The sequence below is a fragment of the Bacteroides sp. OF04-15BH genome (assembly GCF_003477995.1).
In the GTDB taxonomy this organism is placed as follows: domain Bacteria; phylum Bacteroidota; class Bacteroidia; order Bacteroidales; family Bacteroidaceae; genus Paraprevotella.
Map to the genome: position 1 here is coordinate 1 of NZ_QUEM01000054.1, position 5,157 is coordinate 5,157.

At 37.4% G+C, this 5,157-nt stretch carries 3 protein-coding genes and 1 pseudogene; all 4 read left to right on the plus strand.

Annotation, left to right across the window (positions count from 1 at the left end; genetic code table 11):
• The coding region (locus DXA74_RS16710) for a hypothetical protein (RefSeq protein WP_233550580.1) at window positions 1-260 on the plus strand (260 nt) is incomplete at its 5' end.
• A 204-nt stretch (window positions 261-464) separates the two neighbouring features.
• Window positions 465-1,742, plus strand: a complete 1,278-nt coding sequence (locus DXA74_RS15005; RefSeq protein ID WP_118528932.1) for an OmpA family protein — start codon at window positions 465-467, stop codon at window positions 1,740-1,742.
• Between the two features lie 15 nt (window positions 1,743-1,757).
• Window positions 1,758-3,335 carry a VWA domain-containing protein gene (locus DXA74_RS15010; RefSeq protein ID WP_199666201.1) on the plus strand — a complete coding sequence of 526 codons (1,578 nt, stop codon included), beginning with the start codon at window positions 1,758-1,760 and terminating at the stop codon, window positions 3,333-3,335.
• Window positions 3,336-3,646: 311 nt separating this feature from the next.
• A pseudogene (locus DXA74_RS15015) lies at window positions 3,647-4,719 on the plus strand (IS256 family transposase).
• Window positions 4,720-5,157 lie beyond the last annotated feature (438 nt).

The window sequence follows — 5,157 nt, forward strand, 5'->3', positions numbered from 1 at the left end:
CACAAGAACAGAGCAAGTCTAAAAAAGAAATATTAACTTTGCCAAAATTAAAAGAAAATATTAAAGTTCTGATCAATATATTTCCTTTCAATAAAAAATGTAGAAAAAATGGATACGGATTTATAAACCAATATTCGTTTCTTTTAATTATATTTGCCAAACAAGAAGACAAAAAAACTTGTACAATACTTTTAAGAACAAGCAAAATATATACTTTTGACTCTTATCATTTGTCTTTTATGCGTTTAAGGCAGTTTTAATATTGCCATAACTGAAGAATCAGAGAGATAACTTACATAAAAATAGCCAACAAATCCAATATAGATATTTATATTTTACACTTTAATAAAATCTAAAAAAGGAACCAACAAACTTCACATATCAAATATATAGCAATAAATCCAATAATGTTAGATTAACATATTTTTATATTTCAAGTTTTTTCACTCTAAAACTATACACTTATGAATAAGAAAGCAGTTTTAACAGCTCTTTTACTGAGTCTGTTTTTTCCCCCTTCATTTGCACAACTTCAAGGGCCACTTGTAAAAGAAAAAACTCCAAAATGGTATTTCGGCTTTAGCGGAGGATTTCATTCTAATTTTATGAAATATTCCAACTTGGACGACAATATGTTTCCCGACAATAAAAACCTCAATGGCGGAATATTCTCGTTCTTTGTAGAAAGAGACTTTGGAAAACAAAATCAATTTTCCATTCGTCCAGAAATAAGCTTTTTAAAAAGAGGCGGTAAACTCGTAAATATTGGAAAAGATATCTATGACTACAAAGCAAATAATGTTGATGATATCTATTATCAATTAGATTCCAGATATTGGGACATCCGAATTCCCATCATCTATAATTTTGGAAAATTATCCTCTAAAATTCGCCCTTACATCTATGTAGCTCCGATTCTTGCTTTTCCTACACGCGGAGATGTAAAAATGGAAGCTAAATATATCAATGGATATTACGAAGGATATTCCATAAATACTTCCACGGCTAATTTGGCATCATGCTATTTTGCAGCTGCAGCCGGACTTGGCTTAAAATATCAGTTCAGAAACTCTTGCTTTCTTGGCATAGAAGGTAGCTATGAATACGGTTTTTCTGATACCTATGGAAAAAAAGAAAAAGATGGGGAAGCAGTAAATGCAGGAATTTTTCCGGAAGGAACATATATTACCGGTAATCGTAAATTTTCTGGAATAGAAATTAAGGCAACCTTAGGTGTTCCATTCAGCATCTTTAAAAAGAAAGCAAAAGCAACACCAGTTGTTCCAGTTGCCCCTATCGTAAATCAGATCGTTAAGGATACAGTAGTCATAAAAGAAAAGCCTTGCTACACACTGGAAGAGATTATAGAAATGGTTGAGAAAAACGAGTCGGTAATAGGAAAAACCATCTGCGCCATAGATGTAATCAATTTCGATTTTGCCAAGAGTGATATAAAAATGGAATCCTTCGAATATTTGGATAAGTTAGCTGCAATCCTGATCGTAACCCAAGTTCGTGTAGAAGTGAAAGGACATACCGATAATGTAGGCTCAGAAGAAGTAAATATGGAACTTTCAAAAGAAAGAGCCAAAGCTGTTGTCCGTTATCTGATTCGGGAAGGCGTAGATAAAGATAAAATATCATACAGTTATTATGGAATGTCAAAACCACTCACAACAAATGACACCGAGGAAGGACGAACCATGAACAGAAGAGTTGAATTCGAAATTTTAGGTAATTAATAAAAATAGGAAATTATGAATATTATAAAGTCTATCTATTCAGGAATTAAAGCATCTGCATTCTTGCTTGGAGTATTCTCCCTCTCATCTTGTTTGGAAAATGGGGATGAAACAATTATTCTGGAAACCGATACCGTTATGGGGATTCCCAGTGACAGCAAGGCTGATCCCAACCCAGTCATAAGCGATCCTAATGCTGATATACCCAATATTCAGTACATAACAGAAAAAATAGACGGACAATACGTTATGCGTATTGATATGACTGGTATTCAGGATCCCAATACAAAAGAATGGCTTCAACTATTTGGCATCAGCAGTAACGAAGAATCAACACAGAATATATGGGTTTCTGTAGATAACAATCCCAAAGGATTTATTGTAAAAAATAACTCCAGCACAGAAGGATTATCTATAAAAACAGATATTGTATTTCTTGTAGACAACTCTGGTTCTATGAGTGATGAAGCCAATAAAATTGCAGACGATATTACAGATTTTGCGGAAACTCTAAAATCCAGCGGCTTAGATATAAAATTTGGATGTGTTGGATACGGTGGCAATGTAGGATCACAGTATAATGATCTGATACAAGGCTATGGTATTACAGGAGGTATGGATATTTCCGACTATAACGTTCTTTATGAATTCTTAAATGAAAGGGATCAATATGGAGTAAAAAGAACTATCGGATTTTGGGGTAAAAATCAAGAAATCTTGGCAAATACAGCATCCCTATATGAGTATAATTATGCAGGGGGAGAATGCGGAGTCCAAGCTTTAAGGTTCGCAGATGAACACTTTACATTTAGAACAGGCGCTAACCGTATCTATATAAATTTCACAGATGATTATAATTATCCAGGAGGAAGTAACAATATTTCTATAAACTATGTAGAATCCAATTGGAATGCAGCACGTGGAGTTGTCTATACAGTAATTAGTGGACCAGATCAAACAGAAAACAGGCCACTATATAAAGAACCTTCGTATTTATTATCAGAAATAACAGGTGGAATCACTTACTACACCAATTCTTCATTTGAAGGAATAAATTTGACTGATCTTCCTGTAACAGGAGCTATGCAGAACTCTTATGTCATTTATTTCACAAACATTAAAGAGTTTATGGATGGTAAAGTGCACCAAGTTAAAATAACTGTTTTGTCAGAAGATGGAACTGTTCGAGGTGAAAAAATATTCAACGTTATCTTTGAAGAAAAAGAGGAGGACGACACCAATGATGAAGAAGACAGTGAAGATATCTCAAAAGATAATCTTATCGGTGATTGGAAAGTAGAAACTTACTTGTTTGAAGTCTACAAGGATGGCAAGCTGATAGGAAGTGAAGTTGAAGGAGAAGGAGAAGACATACTTGAAAGCTTTAGCAGTAGAGGAATCTATGTATATCATAATGATTTAACGACTGGCAAGTGGACACTTTCTTCCAATAAATTAACTATAGAATATTTTGAGGATGATACAGAGGTGTGGACTATTACCAAACTGACAAGTTCTGAGATGGTTAGAGAACTCGAGGAATCAGAAGGCGGTTACGTTTACAAATATAAGATAACTTCTAAAAAGCTATAATAGAGACTATAAAATATTTTGTATAAATGGAAATACGGGATTCAGAAATGAGTCTCGTATTTTTTAATTTTATAGACTTTGTTTCCTGACTGATGGAATAGTTTTTTAGCAGAAAAGGATACTGTCTCAAAAAGTGTGTCTGATAAGCAGTAAAAAAGGGCCGACCCTTGCGTGTCAGCCCTGAAGTTTGTAATTTAGGAGTGACCAAACCACTAAATATACAAACTATGCACTTCACGAAAGTACAAATTTCTGAGCTCATGCGCAAGCATGCAGAGAAAGAAAATGGTCTACACGACCTGATGGAAATCATGCTAGAAAGCATGATGGTAGCAGAACGGAGTGAGTTTCTGCATGAAAATCCTCAAAATAAGGGCAATGGCTATCGTTTTGGGCATGCCTATGGTCAAGGAAGAAAATTGGAATTCCGTATTCCCCGTGACCGTTATGGCAACTTTCATCCCCAGATACTTGCCATTCTTCGCAATCAGGAAGAGGAATGTGACCGGTTGGCTGGAGTCTTATATACGAAAGGACTTACGCAGGAACAGGTCGGAGATGTCTTTGAGCAGATTTACGGCCAGCACTATTCCAAGTCCAGCATCAGCCGGATGGTCGATAGCGTTCGTACCCAGGTAAACGCCTGGTTGGATCGTAGTCTTGAGAGTTACTACCCGGTCATGTTCGTAGACTGTGTGCATATTAAGATTCACCGTAAACGTTCGGTATCCAGTGAAGCTTTCTATGTCGCATTGGCCGTTACAGAGGAAGGCCGCCGTGATGTACTGGGTATATTCAATATTCCTACAGAGAGCGCAACAGGATGGAGTGATATCTTTGACACCTTAAAAGGAAGGGGCATCCAAAAGATTGGGCTCATGGTTGCAGACGGTATTAAGGGCCTTGATGTCGTTGTGGGAGAGAAATTCCCTGGTACTCCGCTTCAGAGATGCGTAACCATCTCAAACGCAATATGTTTGCCAAGGTCAGTCATGGAGACAAGGGTGCTTTGGCTTCTGATCTGCGTGATATATTCCGTACCGGACAGCGCGATTACACCATTGAGATGGCCTGGAAGAAATGGCAAGATATGTGTGAGAGGTGGGGTAAAGACTACCGGGCATTCAAATTCATGCGTAACAACGCCGATTATAAGGCATACATGACTTACTTGAACTATGCTCCGGAGATTCAGTCCATGATATATACCACTAATTGGATCGAGCGTCTCAACCGGGACTTCAGGAGAGTGACAAGAATGCGTACAGCCATGCCTAACGAAGAATCAGTACTGACGCTCATGGGCAGTGTCGCCATGGAACACAAGGCTTTTGACCGGCTGCTACCCAACATAACCTGCGACAAGACTCTGTTTCCTGACTAATGGAATAGTTTTTTTAGCAGAAAAGCCTGCCTGAAAGCAAAAAAGGAGTCGCCACAATGACGACTCCCGGATAGTTCTTGCTATCAGTATAGGCGTAACCATGTTGCTGACGGGTTGCTCCTCTACAGAGTCCATTTCCTCGTCCGACTACAACATAAAATTATTTTTTTTGATATGAAATACAAAATAGTCTATTAACTTTGCATCATCACTTCTAAGGTAAACTGGCCTCAGACACACTCAGTGAAACACTACCAAATAAGACCAGCAATAACTACAATGCTTCAATTTCATTTTCTGTAAGGCCTGTTGCAATCTTTATTTGTTCCAAAGTCAAGCCTATTGCCTTCATATTACGGGCAATAGTTTTTTTCTCTTCAGCTTTACCTTCGGCGTGACCTTCAGCAAGCCCTTTTTTCCAGCCGGCCTCACGGGCAT

Bases quoted from the DNA above. Each gene is read 5' to 3' on its own strand.
- DXA74_RS15010 (WP_199666201.1), top strand. From the start codon at position 1,758: ATGAATATTATAAAGTCTATCTATTCAGGAATTAAAGCATCTGCATTC.
- DXA74_RS15005 (WP_118528932.1), top strand. From the start codon at position 465: ATGAATAAGAAAGCAGTTTTAACAGCTCTTTTACTGAGTCTGTTTTTT.